This window comes from Chryseobacterium sp. SG20098, from assembly GCF_031844745.1.
Classification (GTDB): Bacteria; Bacteroidota; Bacteroidia; order Flavobacteriales; family Weeksellaceae; genus Chryseobacterium; species Chryseobacterium cucumeris.
Window position 1 is genome coordinate 2,356,035 of sequence record NZ_CP134622.1, and the last position, 25,631, is coordinate 2,381,665.

Here is a 25,631-nt window from a genome sequence, read left to right on the forward strand (position 1 = left end):
CTTTCTTATTTAAAACTAATCTTTTATTATTTTCTGTGAGATCGGAATATTGTTAATGGTTCCTGTGACAATGTAAGTTCCTTTCGGAAGCTCAGCAATATCAAGAGTGGAGGCCAGTTTCGTCGGTGATTTTTTAACGACCTGCCTGAATGTATCATACACTTTCACATCTTTCACCTCAGTTCCGAACACTACTTTACTGTCTTTTATGAATGGATTCTGTACAAAACCTGATTTCACACTTCCTTCAAGAGAAAAGTCTGCCATATTATCGTTACTGCCTACCAAAGTTCTTTTGATAGCTGTAGTTGTTGTGGGAGAAGGAGCTGGTCCGTCTCCTTTAAACTGATCAGCATTGGATCCGTATCCTACAAAATCCAGTACATTGGATGCAGAAGGCCCTGTCACCTGCACTATATTTCCGGCTAAAGCTACTTTTCCTGACACACTGGAAATTTTCAGCCCTGAAGATGGATTAGGCGTTCCGTCAAAATTAGTTATTTGGGTGGCAATAAAATCCGGTGTTGGCAGATTTTCAATACCTCCTTCAATTGCTGACTCCTGAATTAAGTAGGTTTCTTCCGGCCCTAAAGTAAGATCCGGCAGCGTATGATATTCTGTGAAAGCACCTATTGCCGGAGCATATTGAATACTTGCTCCTGTCAAAGAGACCAAAGTAGTTCCGATATTTTTAAGGACGATATAATTATTCTTCAATACAGCCCCTGAATTGACATTTCCACCATAGATCTCATTAATCACAATCTGGGCATTGGAAAAGGAAGTTAATAAAGTAAGTCCAACAAGAGTAAAGATTTTTTTCATTGTAATAATTTTAAGAAATGGATTAAAAATAAAACATCAAAAACAATACCACCAAATTAAAAAATATATAGGATACAAAAACTTAAAAATCAGCAAACAATCACAAAAAACAGCCACTTCGTTGAAGCGGCTGTTTATATTTTTATTAATAAAAGATTAGTCTTTAAGTACTTTCTGAGAAACCGGTCGATTGTTTACTGTACCTGTAACGATATAGTTTCCTTTTGCCAATTCAGCAACACTTACAGATTCGTTTTGTTTTACTGAAGTTTCTTTTACAAGTTGTCCGAACATATTGAACACTTTTACGTCTTTTACATCAGATCCGAAAACGATTTCGTTATTTTTAACGAAAGAGTTCTTTACAAAGTTGGCTGATTTTACATTTTTAGTATCAAGAACAGCAAGAGTTCCTGTGCTTACAATGATATCATCAATAAAGAATCTGTTATTGGCAGCTGCAGATCCTTCAAATGTAAGAGTTACAGCTCCGGTAGAGCCTGTAATATTTACGGTATAGTTAGAAAAAGCTCCTTTTACAATAGTTACGCTTGCCTGATCCAGAGTAGCACCTGTTGCAGATATATTTAAAGTACTTTTTTCACTAGCCCCATCCCATGCACCTGCTCTGAATGTTAACGTAGCTGATCCTGTTAAATTAAAAGTTGGAGTAGTAATTGACCCTTTTAGACTACTTGTACCTGCCTTAAGACATCCGTTTCCTTTATAAATTTTAGTAAAAGTCCAGTTTCCGCCAGTTGTATAAGAGCTGGATCCATCAGCAAATCCACTTGATGCAATGCCTCCACTCCAAGCACCATCATTTCCTCCTGTTCCTGTTACATCATCAAATGTAGCACTGAAGACTGTTTGTGCAAAAATTCCACTTGCTAACATTACTGTAGCAAATAACGAATAAAGTTTTTTCATGATTTAAATTTTTTTGTTATTAATAATTTTTTTTCCGTAACAAAACTACATTCTATTTTTTTTTGGAGGACAATAAAGAGGTTAAGTTTTTGTTAATTATAGTTGATCTCTTAATGTTAACATTTTTTAATTATTTTTACGAATTATTTTTAAAAATTGCGGAATTTTGTCATTCTATTCGTTTTATTCTTCTTAGGCATATTTTCAGGAAATGCTCAGGTCTTTTCGTGGAAAAACCCCAACGTTCCGGAGGACAGCATCAAAAGAGACAGTATTCTTGCAGCAAAACTGGAACAGGACATCTTTGCAAAGGACACTCTTGATTTCATAAGAACGCATAATAAGATCATTATTGATGAAGCCGTACTGGCCAAGAATGATAAAAAGAGATTTTTAGGAGAACTTAATTCAAAAGGTTCTATTATCCGAGGGATTACTTTTGGTAATAATCAGGGGCAATCTGTACAAAGTTCTATGGATCTTCAGATTTCCGGACGTTTGTCAAAAGATGTAACGATTTTAGCGAGTATTTCAGATCATAACCTGCCCATACAGGCTGATGGTTATACCCAGACTTTAGAGGAGTTTGACAAAATCTATATGCAGCTTAATATTAAAGATAAGTCTATCCTCAGAGCAGGACATCTTGATCTTGTAGAAGCTAAGAATTATTTTGCCAAATACCAGAGAAGAAGTATGGGACTTCAGTTCCAGACAGAATTCGGTAAAGAGAATAAGACATTCGTAGATATCTCTGCAGGTGTTGCCCGAAGTGAATTCCACAGAATACGTTTTCAGGGGGTTGAAGGTAACCAGGGACCTTACCGTCTGACGGGTAAGAACGGTGAACAATTTATTACGCTGATCTCTGGCTCTGAACAGGTTTTTATTGATGGAATCTTAATGAAGCGCGGTGAAAACCAGGATTATATTATCAATTACAATACCGGTGAAGTTACCTTTACCAGTTTTCGTCCTATTTTCCAGCAGAATTTCATCACCATTTCATACAACTACGCCAATAGAAATTATTCAAGGTATTTGTTTACAGGAAAGCTTGAGCACCAGAGAGAGAAATTCAAAGTGGGATTCAACTGGTTTATGGAAAATGACAATAAGAACGCACCTCTTTCTTTAAATCTATCTAAAGAAGATGAGCAAATTCTTGCAGAAGCTGGAAATAATCCTGACCTGATGTATGCCCCTTCAGGAGTTGTAACCGAATATGATGTCAATAAGATTTTATACAAATTAAGTCCCACAGGTAATTTTTATGAATATTCTACGGATTCCAGTTTAACGCTTTATCAGGTATCTTTTACCTATTTCGGAGCTAATCAGGGAGATTATAAAATTGCACAGACCACCAACAACGGGCGTGTTTTTGAATATGTAGGCCCTAATGGCGGAGATTACAGAGCCGTAAGAAAACTTCCTTCCCCTCAGAAATCGCAGGTATACTCTCTGAACTCAGAATATCTGTTAAATGAAGGAAAAATAGGTGCTGATATCTCTCTGAGTAACTATGATGTCAACTTATTTTCATCAAAAGATTCTGATCAGAACATGGGGTATGCATGGCGTATTTATGGAAATAAAAGCTTCACAAAGAACACATGGAAAGGAACTCCAAGTTTTGAATATCAATATATAGACAGACAGTTTCATATCCTTGATCGTATTAATGATGTGGAATTCTCCAGAGATTTCAACCTTACCCAGGAATTCAATAAAAAGACCCAAAATAGATTTACCTTCAGCTTCCTCAATAAATGGAATAATAAATCTACACTGAATTACCGCATCAATTACCTGAATGAACAGGATTCTTACAAAGGGATTAAAAATGACCTTGATTTCGGCTGGCTGACGGGAAAATTCTTTACGAAAGGGAATCTGTCTTATCTGAGTACCAATGCTACTCTTCAGGATACAAAGTTCATCCGTGGTGGAGTTTCAACAGAATTTACCGGTAAAAAAGGAAGCTGGGCCATTGGTGGAAGCATGGAGCATAACGAGAAAAAGTACAATGATACCCAGCTTTTGGATGTCACAAGTTTCAGCTGGAAAGAAATATTTTTGCAGAAGAAAATAGGTGACAGTACAAGAACCAAATTATTGGCGAAAGTATATATGAGAGATAACGACTCAGTACGCGATAACAGACTTCAGAATATGAACAATATTTTGGGGATCATGGCTGAAAGTCAGATTATCAAGACTGAAAGAACCAGTTTAAATGCTCTAATTCACTACCGAAAATTCTTCTACTCAGGTGCAGAAGGTGAAGTAACCCGTAATAATGATTTTGTTGTTGGAAATATCTTATACAATCAACAGCTTTTCAGAAACGGTATGCGTCTTCAGGCTTTCTATGAATTGGGGAACGGACAGGAAGCCCAGAGAGAATTTCAGTACATTAAAGTAACGGACGGACAAGGTGTTTATAAATGGACCGATTATAACGGAGATGGCGTTCAGCAGCTAGACGAATTTGAAATTGCCGAATATTCCGATCTTGCGCAATACATCCGTGTATATACTAATTCTGTACGATATATTCCTTCCAATAAAAATAAACTGCAATTGGCCTTGTTTGTCAATCCGGCCATTGTTTTCAACTCTGAGAATGGATTTTTAAAACGTTGGAATTTTAATATTTCATTAAATTCTCAAAACTCATTCTACAAAAAGGAAAAAGTACTTGTTCTGAATCCTTTTGAAAAGAACAGTGACCAAATCCTTAAAAATCAGAATATTCTTGCTTCCGTACAGTTTAATCCAACTGATAAATCAGGCTGGAACGGAAATTACAGATTTATCACCAATGATAATCTCATCAATGCCAATTTCAGTAATGAAGAACGTGAACAGACTTCTCATTTCCTGAACATAGGATATTGGTTCAATAAAGAATTCAGAGTGGATTGGGAAAACTCGGTTCATGATATCCAAAACTCTTCACAGTTATTTAAAACAAGAGATTATCGTCTGAATAATTTTGAAACCAAGCCTAAAGCAACGTATAAATTCACCGATGCCATTCAGGCTGAATTATCTTCTGCTTTCCGTCAGAAACAAAGATTGGATGGCGAAGAACTTCTTAAGGCTTTTGATGTTACAGGAACCATCCAGTGGGAGCGAAGAAAAACGTCTATCCGTGGAAACTTCTCATTTATCAATAACGATTTTACAGGAAACAATTTCAGTATCGTAGGAAACCAGATGCTGGATGGGCTTAAACCTGGAAAAAACCAGGTGTGGAGTGTGTTTATCCAACAGGCTATCAACTCGTTTATCCAACTGAACCTTAATTACGAAGGAAGAAACTCCGGTGACCGAACCATTCATATCGGAAGTATGCAGGTAAAAGCAAGCTTCTAATTGTGGACAACTGGAAGTGGGGAGTCAATCAAATCTCATATTCACTATTTAAAGTCTTTTTCTATCCTCCAATTTCCAAACAAAACAATCATTTAGGCCGATAGATAATATCATAATTATGAATGTTCAGAATTTTGTAAATTTGCACCATGATAAAAATAGGCAACATAGAACTGCCGGAATTTCCGCTTTTGCTGGCTCCGATGGAAGACGTAAGTGATCCTCCGTTCAGACGTTTGTGTAAAATGCATGGTGCAGATTTAATGTATTCGGAATTTATTTCTTCCGAAGGGTTGATTCGTGACGCTATCAAGAGTCGTAAAAAGCTGGATATTTTCGATTATGAAAGACCCGTTGGGATACAGATTTTTGGTGGTGACGAAGAAGCTATGGCTATGTCTGCACGAATTGTTGAAACGGTAAATCCGGATTTAGTAGACATTAATTTTGGATGTCCTGTAAAAAAAGTTGTATGCAAAGGAGCAGGAGCTGGTGTTTTGAAAGATATTGATCTTATGGTGCGTCTTACAAAGGCTGTTGTAAGCTCTACTCATCTTCCTGTCACTGTAAAGACCCGTTTAGGATGGGACAGTACCAGCATTAATATTGATGAAGTAGCAGAACGTCTGCAGGAAACAGGAATCAAAGCGCTTACCATACATGCAAGAACGCGTGCTCAAATGTACAAGGGTGAAGCAGACTGGGAACATATTTCAAGAATTAAACAAAATCCTAATATTGAAATTCCAATTTTTGGAAATGGTGATATAGATTCTGCTGAAAAAGCATTAGAATATAAGCAAAAGTATGCCTGTGACGGTATTATGATCGGTCGTGCTGCTATTGGATATCCATGGATATTCAATGAAATCAAGCATTTCTTTAAAACAGGAGAGCATTTACCTGAACCTACTATTTCAGACCGGTTACTGGCTGTTCGTCAGCATGCAGAATGGAGTGCAGAATGGAAAGGAGAAAGATTAGGATTGGTTGAAATGAGGCAACATTACAGCAACTATTTCCGAGGAATTCCTCATTTCAAGGAGTTCAGAAAAAAATTCCTTGAAGTTTTCACTATGGAAGAAATGGACAGCCTGATCAAAGAAACCCAACAATTCTACGAAGAATATCAGGCACAGCTATAAAATAAAACCATCAGCAAAGCTGATGGTTTTTTTATATTGAGAATTTAATATTAATATCCTTCTGATGAAGATTCGTTTTTAATTAATCCCAGAGCTGAAGAGGTTCCAATTCTTTTAACTCCCATTTTAATCATTTTTTCAGCATCTTCAGGAGTTCTTACTCCACCTGCTGCTTTTACAGGAAGTTTCCCGGCATTGCTGAGCATAATTGTTATTCCTTCAAAGGTTGCTCCGTTAGGCTTTCCTTCGGCAGTCTGATAAAATCCTGTAGATGATTTGACAAAAATTTTCGACAACTCATTTTCAGAAAAATTCTCTTCTGCCCAGGTAGAAATCTTTTTAGTAAGATCTGCAATTTGTTCATCTGTTAACGCTGCAATTTCAATAATCCATTTTGCAACTTTTTGATGTTCAAGAGATAATTTTGTACATTTTACAAATTCTTCTCTTACCAGTTCTATATCTCCCTGCAGATAAGCCGTGTAATTAATAACAAAATCTAATTCATCTGCTCCGTCTTCTATTGCTTTTGAAGCTTCTGCAATTTTTTCATCAATAGAGTACGTTCCTTCGTGGAAACCTATTACAGTTCCTACTACAACATTTGAATTTCTTTCCTGAATAAATTTTTTGATCTCAGATACATAATCCGGCCGAATCATCACGGCAAAAATATCATTGTCTATTGCTTCCTGAGCAAGTTCTTTATCTTTTTGAAGTGTTTCTTCGTGGGAAATACCTGACTGTTCTGGTGTTTTCAGGTAAGTTGAATCCAAATATTGGGCTATGTTCATATTATTATACTTTCAATTGTCTGTAAATACCTTGTTCTAAAGATATAAAAGTTTCTGTTCTTGTTACTCCCTTCAGCTTTTGAAGCTTACTAAGGATTTGCATTAAATGATCATTGTCTTTACAAAGCACTTTCAGGAAAATGGTATAATTTCCTGTAGTATAGTGGGCTTCCACTACTTCGTTGATATCATGCAAAGACTTTACCACTTCCGGATAATGGCTTGGCTGATCCAGAAATACACCGATGTAGGAAATCACTTTGTATCCAATTTTCTTAGGATTAAGAAATGAAATTGAATTTTCAATAACTCCTGCATGTTCGAGTTTTTTGATTCTTTGATGCACTGCAGTAGTGGAAATTCCGACATTTTTTGAAATGTGGGCTAAAGAAGTTTTAGCATTATCCATCAACATGTAGATGATTTCCTTGTCAATAGAATCTAAATGGTAGCTTGTGTTGCTCGAATTTTTCATTTTCTACTTTTTTATTATTTATGTTTTTTAATGTAAATTTTTAAATTTTACAAAAACCGGAAAGTGATCGCTATATCCACCTAAATACCGGGTACCGGCATAAGTTCGGAATGGCCGTCCTTCAAAATTTCTGGTTCTGCTGCGGATTTTTTCAGAATTAAATATATGGGCATCCTGAAAAGCCAGCGTCTTATTATCAAGCAAAGATCTTGATATAATGATCTGATCATACAGCAATCCAGATTTATAATGAAAAGTAGAATAATTTCTTGTAGAAAACAATTGTTGAAAAGGGTTCATTAAAACCTTCTCATGGTCATTGTCATAGAGAATCTGTACTAAATTTTCATCATCCGGGTTTTCGTTAAAATCACCACACAATATAACATGCTCTTTATCAGCATTTACAATTTTCATAATCCGTTCCCGTATTTCATTCAATATAAAGGTTCTTTTAGGTTTATTGATATCTTTTTCGCGCTTAGAGGGAAGATGGGCGACAAAGACATTAATAATTTCCCCTTTATATTTAATTTTTGAAAAAAGTACGTCTCGAGTTGTGTCGTAATTTTCTGTGTTTTTATTTACTATTTCAAAAAAGAAAGTAATGGTTTCTGAATCGAGTACCTCTACTTTATTTTTATCATATAACATGGCTACATCCACTTTTCGTTCGTCCATAGAATTGTAATGAACAATTCCGTATTCCGAATTAAAGGGCTCCATTTCTACTAGATCTTCCAAAACTTTCCTTCCGGAAACTTCAGATAATCCTATTACAAATGGTAATACTTCATTATCCTCCTTCATCAACTGAAATACATGAGAGATTTTAAAAAGCTTATTTTTATATCTCTTTTCATCCCAATTCCTTAATCCTGACCGGGTAGGATCTAATTTATGGACAGGTTTCGGATCGGGTAAAAATAAATTTTCAACATTATAAAAAGAGAACAGCTCCATCTACACTAATTTCTATACTTTTAATTTATTATGTCCTTTTTACTTTAAGATGTAAATTTATTATTTTTTTTCAAATTTTAGTGATTTACCTCTAAAACAGTAAATCAATTTCCAATAAAAAACAATTCAAATATAGTAAAAAATACTAATGAAATAAGTCATTATGAATTAATTTTTCAACTATCCCACAGTTTCGACATATTAATCAAAATTGAGACAATATATAAAATATGGAATAATAGAAATAAATTTTTAACTTAAAACCAGAAATATTAATATTTTTCACACTTATTGAAATTACAACAAATATTATTCCATTTATCTATAACAAATGGAATTAAATATGGAAGCAGAAAATTAGATCATTTCTGACGATTTTCGTTTACAATAAATCGGGACGTTTTTCCTTTGTAATTCTTACGGCTTCATCATGACGCCATTCTTCAATTTTTCCGAAATTCCCACTCAACAGGATTTTAGGAACATCCAGGCCTTTATAACTTTCAGGTCTCGTGTAGATGGGTGGTGAAAGAAGATCATCCTGAAAACTGTCTGTTAAAGCACTTTGTTCATCATTCAAAACTCCGGGAAGCAATCTGATAACGGAATCTGCCAGAACACAGGCAGCCAGTTCTCCTCCTGTAAGAACATAATCTCCAATTGAAATTTCTTTGGTAATATGAAGATCTCTTACCCTTTGGTCTATTCCTTTATAATGTCCGCAAAGAAAAATTAAATTCTCTTTAATAGACAATGAATTGGCTATTTTTTGGTTTAAAGTTACCCCATCCGGAGTCAGATAGATTACTTCATCATAATTTCTTTGAGATTTAAGCTCTGATATACATTTATCCAATGGCTCAACCATCATTACCATTCCTGCACCGCCTCCGTAAGGCTCATCGTCAATTTGTCTGTGCTTATTGATTGCCCAGTCTCTCAGATGATGAAAATGTACTTCTACCAGTCCTTTGTCCATTGCTCTTTTCAAAATAGAGGTTTGGAACGGACTTTCCATCAATTCCGGAAGTACGCTTATTATGTCAATTCTCATTGTAATGTTCCGTTTTTCTTAGTAGGTATAATAATTAATCTTAAAGAAGAATCTTTGTTGATATAACTCCACATCCAGTTGAAGAATATGGCAAGTTTATTTCGAACGCTCAAAATTAGCATTAAATGGAGAAACATCCAGAAATACCATGCCAGAAATCCCTGAAATTTTATAAACGGCAGATCTACAACTGCTCTGTGCTTCCCAATAGTCGCCAATGAGCCTTTGTCATCATACTCGTATTCTTTCCATTCTTCGTGGCTTTTCTTTAATAGATTTTTACCTAAATTTTTTGCCTGATTAATAGCTACGTTGGCTACCTGAGGATGCCCATGTGGATATTTAGGGGTTTCCATATAGGCAATATCCCCGATCGCATAAATATTATCGTAACCTTGTATTTTATTATATCGATCAACAATATATCTGTTTCTCACTAATTTTTCTTCCGGAAAACCTCCTACAACATTTCCTGTAACTCCGGCTGCCCAGATCACATTATTGGATGAAATTTCTTTTCCGCTTTTCAAATGAACCTTATCTCCGTCATAATCCGTCACTACTTCTCCACTCATAAAAGTTACCCCAAGATCTTTAAGATATTTTTCTGACTTCTCCTGAGCCTCACTACTCATTACTGCAAGTGGTTTTTCGGTAGAACTCACCAGAATAATTTTCAGATGATCAAAGTTCATATAAGGATAATCTCTTGGAAGAATATCTTTTTTCATTTCAGCAAAAGCCCCTGCCAGTTCTACTCCTGTAGGACCGCTTCCCACGATAACAATATTCCAGTTTCCGTCATCGCTTCGGCTTTTTTCAATAATCAGTTTTTCAAAGGTCATCAAAACATGATTTCTGATACTGATGGCTTCCTGAGTATTTTTCATTCCGAAAGCTTTGCCTTCCAATTCTTTATTTCCGAAAAAATTAGTTTTACAGCCCGTTGCAATGATGAGTTTATCATAGGTAAATTCTGCTTCATCAGTAATAACCTTATTGTTGGCAGGATCTATTTCTTTGACTTCAGTCATACGGAACTGTGTATTTCTGGACTGCTGAAAAATCTTTCTGAAGGGAAAGGAAATGTTGGAAGGTTCTATCCTTCCTGAGGCTACCTGATAAAAAAGCGGCTGAAACATATGGTGGTTCATCCGATCCAGAACAATCACCTTTTTGTTCTTGTTATTCAATGTTTTTGCAAGCTGCAGCCCCGCAAATCCTCCTCCAATAATGATGATTTTTTCGCGTGTTTCCATAATACACAAATTTACTGATTTTATTTTAGCATTTAGCAGTGAAAAAAGTTAGTTTTGCAAAACTTTATGACACCAAAAAAGTACACCAAAAAAACTGCCAAACAAGTCCATAAATCGCGACGGAAGAAGTATTTTTTCCGAAGATGGGTGATATTGGTTATTTTAATGATAGCATTAGTAGGAACAGGGCTTTATTTAAGACAGTCTATCAGTTATTACTATGCGCTGTACTTTAATAAATTTAAGCATAAAAAGCTTCATAACAGTGAAAAAGAAGCAGCAAGAATCCAAAGAATACTAGCCAGCAACCTTGATAAAACCTATGGTTTTGATGTTTCTCATTATCAGAATCGTGAAGATATCAAATGGGACAGTCTCAGCATCGGAAATAAAACGATTCCATTAGAATTTGTTGTCATGCGTGCAACGATGGGAAACAGAAGTGCCGATAAGCATTTTGACGAATTCTGGGAAAGTGCTAAAAAGCATGATCTTATCCGTGGTGCCTATCATTTTTACAGAGCTGATGAAGACCCTGTGATCCAGGCTAATAATTTTCTAGAGAATGTAAAACTTGAGAGCGGAGATCTTCCCCCGATCCTTGATATTGAAAAAATTCCCAAGCGTAAAACTAGCAAAAAGCTGATTGAAGATCTGAAAATATGGTGTAAAATTGTAGAAGATTCCTATGGTGAAAAGCCGATTATCTACACCTACTACCATTATTATAAAGACTTTCTGAAAGGCGAGTTTGAAGATTATCCTTTATGGCTTGCCAATTACAATGATGTTCCGTCTCCTTCTCCTGATGATGAGTGGGATTTCTGGCAGTTTACAGAAAACGGGATTGTTCATGGTATCAACGCTAAAGTGGATCTTGATATTTACAATGGTAATTCGTGGTCATTAAAAAGGCTGACACTGGATTAAAAGAAGGGAAGAAGGAAGCAAGAAGATGAGAGCTGATGAAGTTCATTGATCCCGTATGATATGTTTCAATGAGTCAACTTACAAAATTAGCTAATGGATATCACTTCCATTCTCCATCTCCCTGCTTCCAGCCTTTATCTAATTACTTTTTCCTAAAAAATTCAGAATATCCGTATTGAGCTGATCTGCGTTTTCAAAAGGAATCATATGGGTAGCCTTGTTGTAGATTTTAAGTTCAGCATTGGGTATTTCTTTTGCAATAAGTTCAGTATGACCACGTTTAATAACATCATTCTCACCGGCAATAACCAATACTTTACTTCCGATTTTATTTAAATCTTTCTTCGCAATGCGTGGCTGTGTCAACATAATTTTCAATAGCCTTTGTTCATTAAACTTTTCAGGATCCTTCAGCTCTTTCATCACTAGCATTTTATTTTCAAAATGATCAGTAAGTCTGTCATCCACTCCATCAGGAAATGCATTGGCTCCAATTGCAATCAGCTTATTCAGCTTTTCAGGATATTTCAGGGCAAATTCCAGTCCGGTATTTCCACCATCACTCCAGCCTGCGATATTTACCTTATTGAGCTTTAATTGATCTGCGACTGCTTTTACATCATCAGCAAACATTTTGTAGGTAAAATCCTTTTTAGAGGAATCTACACTTTTTCCTTGTCCTCTTGTATCTATAGCAATTACTTTATACTGCTTTGATAAAACAGGAATCTGCTGATAAAAATCTTTAATACTTCCTGAATTGCCATGAAGCAGAATCAATGGTTCTCCTTCACCATACACCTCATAATAAAGGTTGGTATCCTGAAGTTTCAGATAGTTTCCTACGGCTTTATTTTGCCCATACACTGTTTGCTCCGATTCCTGGATATATTTTGACACATCAGGCATCAGTGCTTCTGCGCTGTCATCTGCAAAACCGTTTTCATCATCCGTATTTTTGTCTCCGTTTTTATCCATTTTCACATCGATATTAATGGCAGGTGCGGCGAGAGTCATTTTTGTCCACTCTCCGTAAAATTTCCTTATAAATCCTGTTTTGAACAATGCTGCACTTATATTGACTCTCCCTTCAAATTCTTTTAAAAACTGAATTCCTATAAAAACCCTTCCGTGTACCCAGATATTACGGTCATTCACATCCAATGTATAAGTTCCGTCTTTAATCATATCACTGGTTAGTTCAACGGTAATTTCTTCATCAAGAATATTTTTATCCGGAAAACCATCTTTTTCACTATAAATAGTATACCGCATGATGACAGGCTTATCAGCAGTATAGCTGGCAATATTCAGGTTAATATTCTTAATCTTTGATTTCTTTTTAGCATTAAAAGCCAATGCGGTTTCACCAAGAAAATCTTCTTTTCTGAGGTGTGGATTTACCGAGTACATAACACTTTTTGTCTTCGTATTGACTCCCCAGTTTTTATCAACAAGTTTCTTAGGCTTAATGGTAATCTCTTTAATATTTTTAGTTTTCTCTGTTAAAAATATTTTTTGCTGATCATTTTTTTTAAAATCCTGTATTGTTTCCTGGTAAGGCTCAAATCCCGGTACTTCTATTTTTATTTTCTGCCGGGGATCTGTATCGGAAAGATCAATTGAAAAATTTCCTTTTTCATCAGAGATTGTTCCGATTGATTTTTTTTCAATTCCAATCTTTACATAAGGAATTGGATGATTTTCATTTTTAGAAATGACAGTTCCGGAAATAACCTGGGCATGGAAAGCAGAGGCTGTGAAAAGGAAGAATAAAGTATGACCTATTTTCATGTTAAAAGTTTAAAGCAAACTTATTTATTTTCAACAGCCCAATATCCCAATACTTTATTAAAATTATTCTCCCTTTAGTTAAAGTTGTTTTAAATATTTCCTAATTATAAATATTTCCTACTTAAAGGATACTCATAATTTCTTCCCAGGAATGCACTCTTTCGTAAGTATCATTTTCTATCAGCTCATTATGAGGTTGGGTAAATATCAGTCTCTGCCCTGAAAAATGATCTAAATTTTTAGGATAGTCATCAATCATGATATCTCCGGACACTACTTTTTTACTTCCACAAAGAACAATCTGTTCCCAGGTAATGAATGGGAAATGCTCTGCCAGCCAATCATATTTTTCCCTTAAGCTGTTTGGAAACTCCATTCCGGCAGATACAATATAGAGTTCATATTTATTATTCAGATATTCCATTGCCTCACGGCTTCCCTTCATTACAGGTAAGGTTCTGAAAAAACCTACTTCATTCACGTGCTTTTTTCCATTGGGAAAAGATTCTATTTCAGGCTTACCAGCCAAATCACTGATTTCAATTTCTCTTCCTGTATCTCTTTTTTCAAATTGTACCAGCTGATGATATACATCCGCCATTACCCCGTCCATGTCGACAATAACTTTTTTCATTGTTTCCATCAGATTTTTGTATTATTTATTACTATTAAAATGTGTATTTCATTGTGGCTGATCAAATTTACTGATTAGTTTTTTCAGGCAAGGGACACTATCTATTAAAAAATCATAAATATTCATTCTTATAAGATGCGTTCCGGAAAATTTTATGGCTACATTTTCGTATTTTTGCGACTTAGTTAAAAAATAAAATCAAACTATTAATTCCCAATGAATTACGTTTCTGCAGAAAATCTTACCAAATCTTACGGCATCAAAGTTTTGTTTAAAAATATTTCTTTCCACATCAATGAAGGAGATAAAATAGCGATTGTTGCCAAAAATGGAAGTGGAAAATCTACCCTTCTGAAAATATTAATGGGTAAAGAAATTGCAGACAGCGGAACTGTGATCATCAATAAAGATATCCAGGTGGTGTTATTTGACCAGGAAATTGATTATGATCCTAAGCTCAGCATTGAGGAATTCATGATGACCCTTGATTCCGAACCTATCCTCGCTCTTAAAAACTATCACAAATCACTCCATTCTACAGATAATGATTTTATTGAGAAAGCATTGGCTGATATGGAAGTTCATAAAGCCTGGGATCTGGAGAATGAAATGAAACAGATTCTTTCCCAGCTAAAAATCACTGATCTGGATGCTAAAATGGGTACTCTTTCCGGAGGGCAGATCAAGCGTGTAGCATTGGCTAAACTTTTAACAGAAACAAGAGCCGAGCACAGGCATACACTTCTTATCATGGATGAACCTACCAACCACCTGGATGTGGATATGGTAGAATGGCTTGAAAATTATCTGAACAAAGCAAAAATCACTTTATTGCTTGTAACCCACGACCGATATTTCCTTGACAGTGTTTGTGACAGTATCTGGGAAATGGAAGATCAGAATCTGTATGTTCACAACGGTTCTTATGCTACTTACCTGGAGAACAAGATGATTCGTGAGGAAAATCTTAATGCTACAATTGACAAGGCCAATAACCTTTACAGAAAGGAACTGGAATGGATGCGAAGACAGCCGAAAGCCAGAACCACAAAATCAAAAAGCAGAATTGATGCTTTCTATGAGACTGAAAAGGTTGCCAAAACCGATACCAGAAAAGACGGACTTGAACTGGATTTTGAGATGAAACGTTTGGGAAATAAAATTCTTGAACTTAAACATATTGATAAAAGTTTTGGACCTAAAGTTTTATTGAAAGATTTCAGCTATCAGTTTCAGCGTGGAGAAAAAGTGGGAATCATTGGAAAAAATGGGGCGGGAAAATCTACCTTACTTAATATTATTCAAGGTTTTGAAAAAGCCGATAAAGGAGAAATTGAAACCGGAGAAACGATTTCTTTCGGTTATTTCTCACAAAAAGGGCTTACATATAAAGAAGATGAGCGTGTAATAGATTTCATCAAAGAAATTGCAGAATTTTATCCTTTAGCTAATGGCAAAAGTTTATCGGCATCACAGTTCTTAAGATTATTTTTATTTGATGATCAGACACAATATTCTCCTATTTCTAAACTTTCGGGTGGTGAAAAGAGAAGACTTCACCTGATGTATATCTTGTATCAGAATCCTAACTTTCTAATTTTTGATGAACCTACAAATGACCTGGACCTTCCTACATTAACAGTGCTGGAAAATTTCCTTCAGCAATTTCAGGGATCTTTAATTATCGTTTCCCACGACAGGTATTTTATGGACAGAATTGTAGACCACGTTCTGGCTTTTGAAGGAGACGGAAAAATCAGAGATTTTGTAGGAAACTTCTCAGAATACAGAGAAGCAAGAAGCCGTGAAGAAGCCTTAGAAAAAAATGCAGTGGTAAAACCTGAGCCTGTAAAAGAAATTGTTTCTACAATAGAAAGTACTCAGTCTGCCAATTCTAAAAGAAAACTCACTTTTAAAGAACAAAGGGAACTGGAAACCATTGAAAAAGAGATGCCTGAACTGGAAGCACAACGTACTAAAATTCTGGATAAGCTCAACAACGAAGCTGATTACGAAAAGATAGCCACACTTTCTTCAGAACTGGAAAGCGTTTCAGAAAAACTGGAGAACCATGAAATGAGATGGCTGGAGCTTCAGGAACTCCTTTAATAATGATGAATTATGAATGAATTCAAAGAGTTTTAGAGTTTTAGAGTAAACGAATTGAAGACTTCTCATCACAACTGTTATCAACTTTGAATCTTGAATTCATTCATAATTCATAACTCATCATTTATAATTCTATTATTCTTTCTTCTTTTGCACTTTTAAGAGAAGTATCTATGATTTTCATATTCTGAATAACTTCTTTTCCGGGAGATGGTAAAGCATATCCAAAAACGATGTGTTCATAAATTTGCTGGTAATAATTCATGTAGTTTCCGGCTTCACTGGAGGTAAGAATTCTCTCTGTTTCAGAATCATCATTCAGGAAGTTTAAAATTCCGTCCGGCTCTTTCAGAGGCTGTGTCCATTCTTTACCATATTCAGGAACAGCACCTGCTACCAGTTCATTTTCCTGATTATCGGTTCTTTCCTGCAGGAAAGTTCCTTTGTCTCCATGAATAGTGTAAGCATAATGTCCTTCTTTACTGAAAACAGATGATTTCAGTCTTACCCTCATATTATCTTTATAGAATAAGAGAATTTCAAAATAATCGTTAGCGAACTCAGTTCCTTTCATAGAAAACACGTCTGCAAACAATTTTTCAGGATATCCAAAATACTGCACCGCCTGATCTACAAGATGTGCCCCCAGATCGTGAAGTGATCCTGCCCCCACCTGATCAGGACTTTCTTTATGCTGTTTTCCACTGGCGGTTGTACGGAATCTGTCAAAACGAATTTCAGCTTCTTTAATATTACCTATTTTCTTATCATCAAGAATCTTTTGAACCTGTAGAAAGTCGCGGTCAAATCTTCTGTTTTGATATACGCTTAAAAACAATCCTTTTTCTTTTGCTAATTGCACCAGCTCTTCTGCTTCAGAAACATTTACTGTAAAGGGTTTTTCCACAACAATATTTTTTCCTGCTTCCAGTGCTTTTTTGGCGTACTCATAATGAGTCTGAACCGGGGTATTGATAATCACCAATTCTACATCACCATGCTGAAGCATTTCTTCCACGGAACGGTAGATGATTGCTTCCGGATACTTTTCCTTCGATTCTTCCTTACTTCTTTCCACCACAGCAGACATAAAAAATCCCGGATGTTCTTTTAAGAAGGGAGCATGGAATACTTTCCCACTCATTCCAAAGGCGCAAAGCCCTGCTTTTACCAATTGCATATTATAATTTTTAACAAATATATTCATAAAAAATTTTCTATCCCTTAGTCTAAGCGGCTATAGAAATAATCCATCTCATCAACACTAAGAATATGATTTAAATCATAAAATTATTTTTATCTATTCTAAACAAATACTTACATTTGCGCCTTATTTAAAACTGTTCTACATAAAAATAAAATGAAAAGACAATTACTTTCTTTAGGTCTTCTATTCATCGCTGTTTCAGCAAGTTCACAGCTGAAAAACGTTGAAACAGATACTATCAGAACTCAGACCATTGAGGATATCAACCTTCACAAAACGGGAAATCCTAACCAGGCAAGACCATTATCGACAAAGTCGAATCTGACGATAATGGAAACTCCCCAGCCCATTGCTATTGTTACCCACGAAATCATTGAGCAGCAGCAGGCAAAGCAACTGAGTGATGTTCTTCAGAATGTAAACGGATTGTACATCACTTCATCCAGAGGAAATTCTCAGGATAGTTTTGGTGGACGTGGTTTCATTTTAGGAAATGATAATATTTTTAAAAATGGTTCAAGAGTAAACAGCGGTGTTTTCCCTGAAGTAAGTGGTCTGGAAAGAGTAGAAGTTTTAAAGGGCGCCAATGCCATGCTTTTTGGAAATACAGCAGCTGGTGGTGTTATCAATATGATTACAAAAAAGCCTAAATTCAATTTTGGTGGAAGTATCGGGCTAAACGGCGGAAGCTGGAATTCTTATAAACCAACAGTTGATATTTACGGTCCTTTATCTAAAAATATTGCTTTCAGAGTAAACGGAGCCTATGAGCATGCTGAAAGTTTCAGAGATGTTGTAGAATCAGAGAAATATTATTTCAATCCATCCTTCCTTTTCAATTTAAGCCCAAAATCACAATTGATTGTGGAAGCGGATTATCTTAAAACTAATTTTACTCCCGATTTCGGGCTTGGTTCTATTACGGAAAAGGACCAAAGCTATAGATTGAATGATACTGTTTCCAGAAACACTTTCTTCGGAACTGACTGGCAATATCAAAATGTACAGCAAGCTTCTGCGAATATAACTTTTAATCATCAGTTCAACGAAAGATGGTCTTTAAATGCGATTGCTTCTTACCAGAACTATACGAAAGATTATTTTTCTTCTGAAAGAGTACAATGGATATATGATACTAAAGATGCCACTGTAGATCCTAACAGATTGTCATGGAAAAGACCTTTTGGCAGAACTTACAACGAACAAAATTATACTTCAGCACAGGTAAACATCAATGGTGAATTCAATACTGGAAAAATCAGCCACAAAGTTTTAATTGGGGCAGATGCTGATTACGGCCAGGCAGATGCTTATGCTTATACTATTGCGGCTCCAAGAAATCTTCTGTATTTAGATGATCCGTCAACGTGGGGAAGTATTGATATGCCTAATTCTACTCTTAGTACGAGAAATAGAATCAATACAAGAAGAATAGGGATCTATGCACAGGATTATATCAGCTTAACAAAACAATTAAAAGTAATTGCAGGTTTAAGATGGTCTTATATAGAAAACATGCCTACGCTGACGACCCGCTTCACATTAAATGATAAAATTGAAGTCGCTAATTCTTCAACGTCTGACAATGCATTTTCTCCAAAAGTAGGTTTGGTGTATGCTCCAAATGAAAACCTTTCAGTATTCGCAACTTATACGAATTCTTTTGCAGCCAATGCAGGATATACTTCAGATCAATTTGGAACAGTAAATACCAATCAATCTGCTTCAGATGTTCAAGCTCAGTTAAATACTTTATCAAAACAAAGCATAAAGCCATCAACTGTTGATCAATATGAAATCGGTATTAAAAAGAATTTCTGGAACAATGCTTTAGCTGTTAACTTAACGGCTTACCAGATTATGTACAATAATTACTATCAAACGTATTGGTTTGCTTCTGCTCCAAACGGGGCACCGGTAAATTCCACAGACACCAATCTTAAAGAATTTGCAGGAAATATGAGAAGCCGTGGTGTGGAACTGGACATTACAGGAAATCCTACAGAAAACTTGTCTATAATCGGAGGTTTTTCTTATAACAATTCGGTTTATACCGACACTCCTGAAAAAGGATATATTGAAAACCAAAGACTGGTAAGAACACCGGCAACAACAGCAAATGCTTCTGTTTTCTATAAATTTACAAACTACGTAAAAGGATTGAAAATCGGAGCTGGAATTTATTACATCGGGGACAGAATTGCCGGATGGAATGATACAAAATCTACAAACACAAGTAGAAATAACGTGAGCAGAATGTTTGACCTGAAAGATTATACGACTATTTCCGTTTCAGTAGGCTACGAGTGGAAAAAATTCTCTATCCAGGGGAAAGTGGGCAACCTGTTTGATGTTGTAAACTACAATGTTCACGAGAATTATTCAGTGAATCCTATTACGCCTAGAAATTACTATTTCACATTGACATACAGACTCTAGAATTTCTAGAATTCTTTATATAATAATTCTTTCATTAAAAGTGGAGATTGCATTTTTGCAGTTTCCACTTTTGAAATTTTAAACAAAAACAAAACAATAGATATGGATAAGATTAAAGACACAAGAAGTTTCATGAGAATTACACACCGTTATCTGGGATATTTCCTTGCCGGAATTATGGCGATATATTCGTTAAGTGGAATCCTTCTGGTGTACAGAGACACTGATTTTCTGAAAAGCGAAAAAAAATATGAAAAAAACATTGCGGCCAATCTTTCAGAGAAAGAACTGAAAAAAGAACTGAAGATGAAAGGCCTGGAAGTGGAAAAAACAGAAGGAAGCGTTCTTTATTTTAAACAGGGAACTTATGACAGTGCCACCGGAAAAGCCAAATACACTAAGAAGGAACTTCCTTTTGTATTGGATAAAATGGTTTCTCTTCACAAATCACAATCTAAAGATGCTATATCTCCTCTAAGCGTATTCTTCGGAGTTTCCCTTTTCTTTTTTGTCATCTCAAGTTTCTGGATGTTTAATCCTAAGACAAAAGCATTCAAACGTGGAATCAAGTTTACGATTGCCGGCTTGATCATTTCCATCATTCTTTTGTTTATTTAATATAATAGGAAGGCAGATCAAAAGAAAAAACAGCAATTTGGAACATTAACAAAATAACATCTGTTTTTATCATTTTCATTCCAAAACGCCTGTTTTATTTTCTTTATCATTATGATATCCTCAGTTAATCTGTTAAAAAAGTAAATTATATCTCACTGGTAATCTTAACGTTTATTTAGAAAAATTACGTAAAATTAAGAGTCTGGCACATTTATTGTTTTTTCTATAATTCGTGAATAATAAACATTTAATTATTAAAATAATAAATTATGAAAAAACTTATTTTAACAGGAATATTAGCCGTAGCAGGCTTAACAGCAACTGCCAACGCTCAAATTCAGAAAGGTAATTGGATGGTAGGGGGTAACCTTGTAGGGGCAAATTTTGGTTTAAATGAAGGAGCAGGATACAACTTTGCAATTCAGCCTAAAGGAGCCTATTTCATTGAAGATAATATCGCAGTTGGGGGATATGTAGATTTAGGTTTCAAAGGAGCTAAAGATGCACCCACTACTTTCACTTATAACGTAGGAGCATTAGGACGTTATTATCTTAATCCGGGAGAGCAAGGAGTAAACAACTTACTACACCACGGAAGATGGTTCTTCGAAGGTAACGTAGGTGTTGGAGGGATGTCAATCTCTAAAGGGGGTTCTTCTTCTAACGGTCTTAACTTTGGATTCGGACCTGGATATTCTTACTTCATCACTCCAAACATCGGATTGGAAGGTTTAGTGAAATATGATGCAAACGCTGGATTCGGAAGCGGTGGATACACTAACAAAATTACTTTTGGTTTAGGTTTCCAGATTTATCTTCCAACGTCTAAAGCAAAACAAATCATCAACGACGTTAAGTAATCACTGAAATACTTATAAAAAAAATGAAAGCGCCCCGGAAATTTATTTCCGGGGCGCTTTTCGTACAAATTAAAACTAAACTATAAAAAATCAAATAAATCATGTATTAGGTTGTGGAGTGTATCTCAAATACGGTTTTATTTCCGTTACACCTTTTGGGAATATTTTTCGTGCGTCTTCTGTAGAAATGGTTGGAGGTATAATAACATCTTCTCCGGTTTTCCAATTTACAGGAGTGGCTACACGATAATTATCTACCAACTGTAAAGAATCCAGCACTCTAAGGATCTCGTTAAAATTCCTTCCTGTAGAGGCCGGATAGGTAATAATCAGTCTTACTTTTTTGGAAGGATCAATAATCAGAAGAGAACGTACTGTAGCGGTAGCCGAAGCATTAGGATGAATAAAATCATACAGTTCTGAAACCTTTCTGTCTTTATCGGCAATAATAGGAAACTGAACTTGGGTGTTCTGAGTTTCATTAATATCTTTAACCCAATTTTGATGATCTTCTACCCCATCTACACTCAGGGCAATTACTTTCGTACCTCTGGCATCAAACTCAGACTGAAGTTTTGCAGTATATCCCAACTCTGTTGTGCATACCGGTGTGTAGTCTGCAGGATGCGAAAACAGAATTCCCCAGGAATCTCCCAGATAATTATAAAAATTGATATCGCCTACTGATGATTCTGCCTGAAAGTTGGGCGCTGTATCTCCTAGTTTGATTGACATAATGTTCTTTCTTTATAGTCTACAAATTTAGTAGACTTTTTGGAACTGGCAAATTTTTTGATGAAAATTTATATCTTTAATTAAAATTTTATTCATGGAGAAAACCGGACTGAGGTATGTAGATCTTGTTTACAAGGTATTGGAAAATTGGTATATCACCTTCGCTGAACTTACACCCAAGCTGATTGTTGGAATTTTAGTATTTACCTTTTTCCTGGTTACCAGCAAATATTTAAGCCAGGCAGCGGTAAAATTATTCCATAAATTTTTTCCTAAAAGTCGCAAAGAGAGTTCATTAGTCACCTTAATCAGTGTATTCAGATTTTTGATCATGCTGATGGGAACCTTTATTGCTCTTGAAATAATGGGTTTCAGTGGCTTTCTTTGGAAGTTTATCGGAAGCTTAGGAGTTGCGGGGGTTATTGCCGGGGTTGCTCTGAAAGACCTGGTATCCAGTATTTTCTCAGGAATGCTTATTGGAATTGACAAAGCTTACAAGGTAGGAGATTATATTACGATCGGAACCCATTCAGGAACAGTACAGGAAATCGGGTTTCTCACTACAAAAATTCTTACCGATGACGGAAAGAAAGCTTATATACCCAATCAAGTAGTATTCAATGCTCCATTTTACAATATTACCGCTTCGCCACAGCGCAGAATTATTTTAAACTTTGAAATTCCGGCTGATGAAGATATCACTAAAGCTCAGAAAGGGATTCTTGATGTGGTTAAAAACCTTGATAATGTGGATAAGCTTGACACTGTAGAAGTGATTTTTACAGATTTGAAGCAAGGTGCATTTAACCTCCAGGTAAAATTCTGGATAAAAGTAGGGGCTAATCTTGCGCAGGTAAGAAGCCAGGCCTATTTAGGGATTAAAGAACGCTTTGATACGGATAAAATTCAGCTGGTAACGCCAACGAGTATCAGTATTACCAATGGCGAGACTAACTTGCCGGAAAATCTCGACAAATAAAAGGTCGGAAGAATTTTTCCTCCGACCATGACACTTCCAGAAAGAAGTTTTCATTTTATTTATTGATAATAAGTTTCTCTGTATATTTCTTACCGTTTGTTGTATTGACAGTTACAAAATAAGTTCCTGCAGCAAAATCATGAACCTGAATTTTTGCGTAACCTTTCAGATTTCCTTTTTTCACAATCCTTCCTGAACTATCCATCAGGCTGTACTGAGCTTCACTATTTTCATCATCTAGTCTGATATTCACTTCATCATGAGAAGGATTAGGATAAACAGCAAAACGATTTGCCTTTATTTCCTTTTTAACCTGCGAAGCTGTTTTCGCTATGGAAAAATTAGTTGTATTCACAGCAAAATAAATATTTCCCACGGCTTTCACCATAATTCTTGCTGTTCCAATATTTTCATTAGGAAAATTAACTACAGCAGAGCCATTGTTAGGAACATTGGCTGCAAGAACAGTATCAAAATGATAGCCTCCATCTTTGGAAAGAAGAATGGTAACATACTTTGTGTTTACAGCTCCTGTATCCGTTCCTGCCACATTCCACTTTATGGTATGGGTACCCGGACTATATGAGTTTCCTGTATGCGAGGTTACTTTAAATGGTCCGGCATTCGTTACGGTTACTACCATAGCATCATGAGCCGTTTGATTTCCCGTTGCTCTATTATCATTAACAAGCAGTGAAAAATTCAAAGTTCTTGCAACGTTAGGAGTAACTTCCCACATAGGAGTTAAGTTATTAGATAAAACAGCTGACAAATGCGGGAAATATCTCATATTCTCAGTTTTTGGTAATCTCGATCGGTATACAGGGCCTTGGACATTAGAAGGAAGTGGCGGCTGTATGTTATTTTTGTTGTCATATTGTTCCCATAAATAGGTAAGCGGATCATTATCCGGATCTGTTCCCTGACCTGTCAGTACAAATGCAGTTCCTTTAGGAATAGAATAATCCAGGCCTGTGTTAGCAGTAGGAACCCTGTTAACCATTCGTCTTTTAGCAGAGCAATCGATATCCCTTGATATAGTATAATACATTTCTTTTACGCTGGCAGCATGGAAATAAGCATCACTATGCGGCTGAATACTATTTCCTCCGCATATTCCTGCATATCCCATATTAGTACTGGCACTTCCCGGCTCATACGCTGTTCTGTTATTTACATTTCCTTTACAAGCTACGGTATTAGCCCTGAAGGTATGATTGGCTCCAAACTGATGTCCCATTTCATGGGCAACATAATCTATATCAAAAGGATCATTAATGGGAGTACCGGAACCTGTACCCCCCTGTGCTTTCAATTTAGAACATATAACCCTCAACCCTGCAACTCCGCCACTGTTGACTCCAAAAACATGACCTATATTGTAATGTGCAAATCCTATCACATTATTGATGTTTTTTACATTCTCATTAAGCATCTTATCCTCATCCCCATTGGTATAGGGGTCAGTTGCCGGATTTCTGTAAATAAGAAGATGGTTATTAGCCACCATCACCATGGTAACGGCTATCGTTTTTTCATATACTCCGTTTACTCTTGTCATTGTGGTAGCCATTGCGGCCATTGCACCATGAATTGTTCCGCCGTGATATTTGGTATACTCTCCCGTAGCTGCCAATGCCAGCTTATACGTTCTGAATACCCCGTCCGAAACCATAGGCCTGCCGGAAACAAAATTATCTGACAGCTGATCATTACCCAATAGCTGATCGGCATCTTCCTGTATGCTGCATCTGAAAGGCGTAGGATTTTCCGGTAAATCTTCTCTTTTATAATAGATAAAAGAAGTATTATCCTTGGTATAGGCATCCAGATAGCTGATGTTCCATCCATTGAAATACATTATACTGATTCCTGTTTCCGGACTGGTACTGAAACGTATTGTATTTTCCGGATGATTTTCTTCCCACCCGGTGTAAGAACGGATATCGGAGAATCTTTCCTGAAGCTCAGGTTCCATTATTGAAGCTTCCTGTACAATATAATCATGAAACTCTCCATCAGCATCCGGAAATTTCAGAACAAGGCTATGGTCATCAGAAAAGCGTTCGGGAGCTTTTTTCAGTTCTTCCTTAATCTTATCAAGGTCAAGATTATACAGGGAAAATGTTTTCGGCATTACATTTCTGGGAGCAAGCTCTTTTTCTTTCTCCCCATCCGTCTTTTTCCAATAGTTTTGTTGTCCAAAAGTTAATACTGCACCCAACAAACCGAAAAAAATAAATGTTTTGTTTTTCATAGATTTTCATTATTTGTGTTAAACATTGATATGCTCCGCAATAGAATTCAATACAAAATGAACCTCCTTTTTGCGTATCATAACTTCCTATAAATACAACATTTATTAAAAATAAAAGCAATTAAGAATAAAAAACTTTTTTTTCAAAAATTGATTTAATTACACAATACATTTTTCTTTTTCTATTTTTATTTTTACAATAACATTTAATTATGATAAATTTAAAAATAGCTTAAAAAC

Annotated in this window: 20 protein-coding genes; 8 read left to right on the forward strand and 12 right to left on the reverse strand. The window is 35.8% G+C overall.

Annotation, left to right across the window (positions count from 1 at the left end):
* Positions 1-15: 15 nt before the first annotated feature.
* Both RHP76_RS10790 and RHP76_RS10795 read right to left on the reverse strand, forming a co-directional pair.
* Positions 16-825, reverse strand: a complete 810-nt coding sequence (locus RHP76_RS10790; protein WP_311230154.1) for a T9SS type A sorting domain-containing protein — start codon at positions 823-825, stop codon at positions 16-18.
* A 156-nt stretch (positions 826-981) separates the two neighbouring features.
* Positions 982-1,755, reverse strand: a complete 774-nt coding sequence (locus RHP76_RS10795) for a T9SS-dependent surface endonuclease, AS87_RS02955 family (protein WP_311230155.1) — start codon at positions 1,753-1,755, stop codon at positions 982-984.
* 156 nt (positions 1,756-1,911) lie between these two features.
* On the opposite strand from RHP76_RS10795, the gene RHP76_RS10800 reads away from it, so the two are divergent.
* Both RHP76_RS10800 and dusB read left to right on the forward strand, forming a co-directional pair.
* Complete coding sequence (locus RHP76_RS10800) at positions 1,912-5,139, forward strand: DUF8818 domain-containing protein (RefSeq protein ID WP_311230156.1); 3,228 nt, start codon at positions 1,912-1,914, stop codon at positions 5,137-5,139.
* A gap of 149 nt (positions 5,140-5,288) precedes the next feature.
* Entirely contained in the window at positions 5,289-6,284 is a 996-nt protein-coding gene (dusB, locus tag RHP76_RS10805; protein WP_110008089.1) for a tRNA dihydrouridine synthase DusB, read from the forward strand.
* A 50-nt stretch (positions 6,285-6,334) separates the two neighbouring features.
* Here the strand turns inward: dusB and deoC are convergent, their stop codons facing one another.
* The 5 genes from deoC to RHP76_RS10830 all read right to left on the reverse strand — a co-directional run bounded on the left by deoC (position 6,335) and on the right by RHP76_RS10830 (position 10,829).
* Positions 6,335-7,078 carry a deoxyribose-phosphate aldolase gene (gene deoC, locus RHP76_RS10810; protein ID WP_123279170.1) on the reverse strand — a complete coding sequence of 248 codons (744 nt, stop codon included), beginning with the start codon at positions 7,076-7,078 and terminating at the stop codon, positions 6,335-6,337.
* 4 nt (positions 7,079-7,082) lie between these two features.
* Complete coding sequence (locus tag RHP76_RS10815) at positions 7,083-7,553, reverse strand: Lrp/AsnC ligand binding domain-containing protein (protein WP_002976659.1); 471 nt, start codon at positions 7,551-7,553, stop codon at positions 7,083-7,085.
* Between the two features lie 27 nt (positions 7,554-7,580).
* Positions 7,581-8,516: an endonuclease/exonuclease/phosphatase family protein gene (locus RHP76_RS10820; protein WP_311230157.1), complete on the reverse strand. Its 936-nt coding sequence runs from the start codon at positions 8,514-8,516 to the stop codon at positions 7,581-7,583.
* Between the two features lie 382 nt (positions 8,517-8,898).
* The gene (gene trmD, locus RHP76_RS10825) at positions 8,899-9,570 is read right to left on the reverse strand and encodes a tRNA (guanosine(37)-N1)-methyltransferase TrmD (protein ID WP_062676259.1); all 672 of its coding nucleotides are present in this window, start codon (positions 9,568-9,570) and stop codon (positions 8,899-8,901) included.
* Positions 9,567-10,829 (reverse strand): NAD(P)/FAD-dependent oxidoreductase, encoded by a 1,263-nt coding sequence (locus RHP76_RS10830; protein ID WP_311230158.1) that lies wholly within the window; start codon positions 10,827-10,829, stop codon positions 9,567-9,569. Before RHP76_RS10830 ends, trmD begins: the two co-directional genes overlap by 4 nt.
* Before the next feature lie 66 nt (positions 10,830-10,895).
* On the opposite strand from RHP76_RS10830, the gene RHP76_RS10835 reads away from it, so the two are divergent.
* Positions 10,896-11,759 (forward strand): glycoside hydrolase family 25 protein, encoded by an 864-nt coding sequence (locus RHP76_RS10835; protein WP_311230159.1) that lies wholly within the window; start codon positions 10,896-10,898, stop codon positions 11,757-11,759.
* A gap of 138 nt (positions 11,760-11,897) precedes the next feature.
* Here the strand turns inward: RHP76_RS10835 and RHP76_RS10840 are convergent, their stop codons facing one another.
* Together RHP76_RS10840 and RHP76_RS10845 are read right to left on the reverse strand one after the other, a co-directional pair.
* On the reverse strand, positions 11,898-13,553 hold the full coding sequence (locus tag RHP76_RS10840) for an alpha/beta fold hydrolase (protein WP_311230160.1): 1,656 nt from the start codon (positions 13,551-13,553) through the stop codon (positions 11,898-11,900).
* A gap of 121 nt (positions 13,554-13,674) precedes the next feature.
* Positions 13,675-14,187 (reverse strand): 5' nucleotidase, NT5C type, encoded by a 513-nt coding sequence (locus RHP76_RS10845; RefSeq protein WP_062676310.1) that lies wholly within the window; start codon positions 14,185-14,187, stop codon positions 13,675-13,677.
* 216 nt (positions 14,188-14,403) lie between these two features.
* Here RHP76_RS10845 and RHP76_RS10850 point away from each other — a divergent pair, with 216 nt between their 5' ends.
* The gene (locus RHP76_RS10850; protein ID WP_288441191.1) at positions 14,404-16,296 is read left to right on the forward strand and encodes an ABC-F family ATP-binding cassette domain-containing protein; all 1,893 of its coding nucleotides are present in this window, start codon (positions 14,404-14,406) and stop codon (positions 16,294-16,296) included.
* Between the two features lie 124 nt (positions 16,297-16,420).
* On the opposite strand, the gene RHP76_RS10855 is transcribed toward RHP76_RS10850, so the two are convergent.
* The gene (locus tag RHP76_RS10855; protein WP_311230259.1) at positions 16,421-17,476 is read right to left on the reverse strand and encodes a Gfo/Idh/MocA family oxidoreductase; all 1,056 of its coding nucleotides are present in this window, start codon (positions 17,474-17,476) and stop codon (positions 16,421-16,423) included.
* 180 nt (positions 17,477-17,656) lie between these two features.
* On the opposite strand from RHP76_RS10855, the gene RHP76_RS10860 reads away from it, so the two are divergent.
* The 3 genes from RHP76_RS10860 (at position 17,657) to RHP76_RS10870 (ending at position 21,420) form a co-directional block, all read left to right on the forward strand.
* Positions 17,657-19,942, forward strand: coding sequence for a TonB-dependent siderophore receptor (locus RHP76_RS10860; RefSeq protein WP_311230161.1), 2,286 nt, complete (start codon positions 17,657-17,659; stop codon positions 19,940-19,942).
* Positions 19,943-20,044: 102 nt separating this feature from the next.
* Positions 20,045-20,560 carry a hypothetical protein gene (locus RHP76_RS10865; protein ID WP_311230162.1) on the forward strand — a complete coding sequence of 172 codons (516 nt, stop codon included), beginning with the start codon at positions 20,045-20,047 and terminating at the stop codon, positions 20,558-20,560.
* A 269-nt stretch (positions 20,561-20,829) separates the two neighbouring features.
* A complete protein-coding gene (locus RHP76_RS10870) occupies positions 20,830-21,420 on the forward strand; it encodes an outer membrane beta-barrel protein (protein WP_047435061.1) in 591 nt (196 codons plus the stop codon).
* A gap of 99 nt (positions 21,421-21,519) precedes the next feature.
* On the opposite strand, the gene RHP76_RS10875 is transcribed toward RHP76_RS10870, so the two are convergent.
* Positions 21,520-22,155, reverse strand: coding sequence for a peroxiredoxin (locus tag RHP76_RS10875; RefSeq protein WP_277695515.1), 636 nt, complete (start codon positions 22,153-22,155; stop codon positions 21,520-21,522).
* 94 nt (positions 22,156-22,249) lie between these two features.
* Between RHP76_RS10875 and RHP76_RS10880 the strand changes: the two genes are divergently transcribed.
* Entirely contained in the window at positions 22,250-23,134 is an 885-nt protein-coding gene (locus RHP76_RS10880) for a mechanosensitive ion channel family protein (protein WP_062676268.1), read from the forward strand.
* Between the two features lie 55 nt (positions 23,135-23,189).
* Here RHP76_RS10880 and RHP76_RS10885 read toward each other — a convergent pair whose 3' ends face one another.
* Positions 23,190-25,391: a reprolysin-like metallopeptidase gene (locus RHP76_RS10885; RefSeq protein WP_311230163.1), complete on the reverse strand. Its 2,202-nt coding sequence runs from the start codon at positions 25,389-25,391 to the stop codon at positions 23,190-23,192.
* Positions 25,392-25,631: the final 240 nt, after the last annotated feature.

Excerpts from the sequence above, each read along its gene's own strand:
- RHP76_RS10875 (WP_277695515.1), bottom strand. The coding sequence starts at position 22,155 with ATGTCAATCAAACTAGGAGATACAGCGCCCAACTTTCAGGCAGAATCA.
- RHP76_RS10830 (WP_311230158.1), bottom strand. The coding sequence starts at position 10,829 with ATGGAAACACGCGAAAAAATCATCATTATTGGAGGAGGATTTGCGGGG.
- RHP76_RS10870 (WP_047435061.1), top strand. The coding sequence starts at position 20,830 with ATGAAAAAACTTATTTTAACAGGAATATTAGCCGTAGCAGGCTTAACA.
- RHP76_RS10850 (WP_288441191.1), top strand. The coding sequence starts at position 14,404 with ATGAATTACGTTTCTGCAGAAAATCTTACCAAATCTTACGGCATCAAA.
- RHP76_RS10815 (WP_002976659.1), bottom strand. The coding sequence starts at position 7,553 with ATGAAAAATTCGAGCAACACAAGCTACCATTTAGATTCTATTGACAAG.
- RHP76_RS10820 (WP_311230157.1), bottom strand. The coding sequence starts at position 8,516 with ATGGAGCTGTTCTCTTTTTATAATGTTGAAAATTTATTTTTACCCGAT.
- dusB (WP_110008089.1), top strand. The coding sequence starts at position 5,289 with ATGATAAAAATAGGCAACATAGAACTGCCGGAATTTCCGCTTTTGCTG.
- RHP76_RS10885 (WP_311230163.1), bottom strand. The coding sequence starts at position 25,391 with ATGAAAAACAAAACATTTATTTTTTTCGGTTTGTTGGGTGCAGTATTA.
- deoC (WP_123279170.1), bottom strand. The coding sequence starts at position 7,078 with ATGAACATAGCCCAATATTTGGATTCAACTTACCTGAAAACACCAGAA.
- RHP76_RS10880 (WP_062676268.1), top strand. The coding sequence starts at position 22,250 with ATGGAGAAAACCGGACTGAGGTATGTAGATCTTGTTTACAAGGTATTG.
- RHP76_RS10855 (WP_311230259.1), bottom strand. The coding sequence starts at position 17,476 with ATGCAATTGGTAAAAGCAGGGCTTTGCGCCTTTGGAATGAGTGGGAAA.
- trmD (WP_062676259.1), bottom strand. The coding sequence starts at position 9,570 with ATGAGAATTGACATAATAAGCGTACTTCCGGAATTGATGGAAAGTCCG.
- RHP76_RS10865 (WP_311230162.1), top strand. The coding sequence starts at position 20,045 with ATGGATAAGATTAAAGACACAAGAAGTTTCATGAGAATTACACACCGT.
- RHP76_RS10835 (WP_311230159.1), top strand. The coding sequence starts at position 10,896 with ATGACACCAAAAAAGTACACCAAAAAAACTGCCAAACAAGTCCATAAA.
- RHP76_RS10860 (WP_311230161.1), top strand. The coding sequence starts at position 17,657 with ATGAAAAGACAATTACTTTCTTTAGGTCTTCTATTCATCGCTGTTTCA.
- RHP76_RS10795 (WP_311230155.1), bottom strand. The coding sequence starts at position 1,755 with ATGAAAAAACTTTATTCGTTATTTGCTACAGTAATGTTAGCAAGTGGA.
- RHP76_RS10845 (WP_062676310.1), bottom strand. The coding sequence starts at position 14,187 with ATGAAAAAAGTTATTGTCGACATGGACGGGGTAATGGCGGATGTATAT.
- RHP76_RS10840 (WP_311230160.1), bottom strand. The coding sequence starts at position 13,553 with ATGAAAATAGGTCATACTTTATTCTTCCTTTTCACAGCCTCTGCTTTC.
- RHP76_RS10790 (WP_311230154.1), bottom strand. The coding sequence starts at position 825 with ATGAAAAAAATCTTTACTCTTGTTGGACTTACTTTATTAACTTCCTTT.